The following is a 1239-nucleotide window of genomic DNA, read 5'->3' as shown; positions in this document are numbered from 1 at the left end:
GCTGTGGACCCATCCTACCGGCCAGCTCATGCTGGTCGCCTGCGTCGTCTGGATGTCGATCGGCATCATGGTGATGAAGAAGATGATCAACTTCGATTTCTGACGGTGGCGTATGGTCGAATTTCTCGTTTCGAAACTGCATGACGTCCGCTTCATGACCATGCTGCTGGCGGCCATCGCCGCCAGCGCCACCGTCTATACGCTGGTGATGCCCCTGTTCGCAGGCGAGGGCCTCTCCAAGCGCATGAAGGCGGTGGCGAGCGAGCGCGAGCGGATCCGGCAGCGCGAGCGCGAGCGCCTCAACAAGAGCGAGAAGGTCTCGCTGCGCCAGACGCCGAAGCAGCTCGTCTCCAAGGTCGTCGAGGATTTCAACCTCACCAAATGGCTCGCGCAGGAGGCTGCCCGCGACAAGCTCATCATGGCCGGCTACCGCGGTCAGGCGCCGTACGTCACCTTTCTGTTTGCGCGCATGGTCGCCCCGCTCGCCCTGTTCGTGGGCTCGGTCCTGTACGTGTTCCTGATCGCGCATATGGACAAGCCGATGCCGGTCAAGATCGGGATCTGCGTCGGCGCCGCCTATCTCGGGCTTCAGGCCCCGATGCTGTTCCTCAAGAACGCGATCTCCAAGCGCCAGCTCTCGATCAAGCGCGCCTTTCCCGACGCGCTCGACCTGCTGCTGATCTGCATCGAATCCGGCATGTCGGTCGAAATGGCGTTCCGGAAAGTCGCCACCGAGATCGTCGGCCAGTCGATCGCACTGTCGGAAGAGTTCACGCTGACCACCGCCGAGCTGTCCTATTTGCAGGACCGCAAGGTCGCCTATGAGAACCTGGCGCGGCGCACCGGGCTCGAGGGCGTCAAGTCGGTGTGTCTGGCGCTTCAGCAGGCGGAACGTTACGGCACTCCGCTCGGACATTCCCTGCGCGTCATGGCGCAGGAAAACCGCGACATGCGCATGAACGAGGCCGAGAAGAAGGCCGCCGCGCTGCCGCCGAAGCTGACGGTGCCGATGATCCTGTTCTTCCTGCCGGTGCTGTTCGTCGTCATTCTCGGGCCGACCGGCATCAAGATCTCCGAGATGCAATGACGCAAGACGTGGCCGCGCGCGGTTCGCGCGAGCGGCTTCAGGGCGAGACGATCAGGTCGGATCAGTCGGGCCGGGTGAGCGCGGCGACCGGAGTCCGCTTCGGCGTACCGCGCGGGGCGTCGTTGCGGCTCAGCATTTCCTTCAGATAGGCG

At 63.8% G+C, this 1239-nt stretch carries 1 protein-coding gene and 2 pseudogenes; 2 read left to right on the top strand and 1 reads right to left on the bottom strand.

Annotated features, from left to right (window positions below):
- Positions 1 to 103: pseudogene (locus tag AC1D00_RS41745) on the top strand (type II secretion system F family protein); the annotation flags it as partial.
- Positions 104 to 112: 9 nt separating this feature from the next.
- Positions 113 to 1087, top strand: a complete 975-nt coding sequence (locus tag AC1D00_RS41740) for a type II secretion system F family protein (protein ID WP_135176348.1) — start codon at positions 113 to 115, stop codon at positions 1085 to 1087.
- A gap of 61 nt (positions 1088 to 1148) precedes the next feature.
- Here the strand turns inward: AC1D00_RS41740 and AC1D00_RS41735 are convergent.
- Positions 1149 to 1239: pseudogene (locus tag AC1D00_RS41735) on the bottom strand (tetratricopeptide repeat protein); the annotation flags it as partial.

The organism is Bradyrhizobium sp. P2_E8 (genome assembly GCF_056403875.1).
Note: the sequence above shows the minus strand (reverse complement) of the source record. Positions and strands in the feature narration are given on the sequence as shown.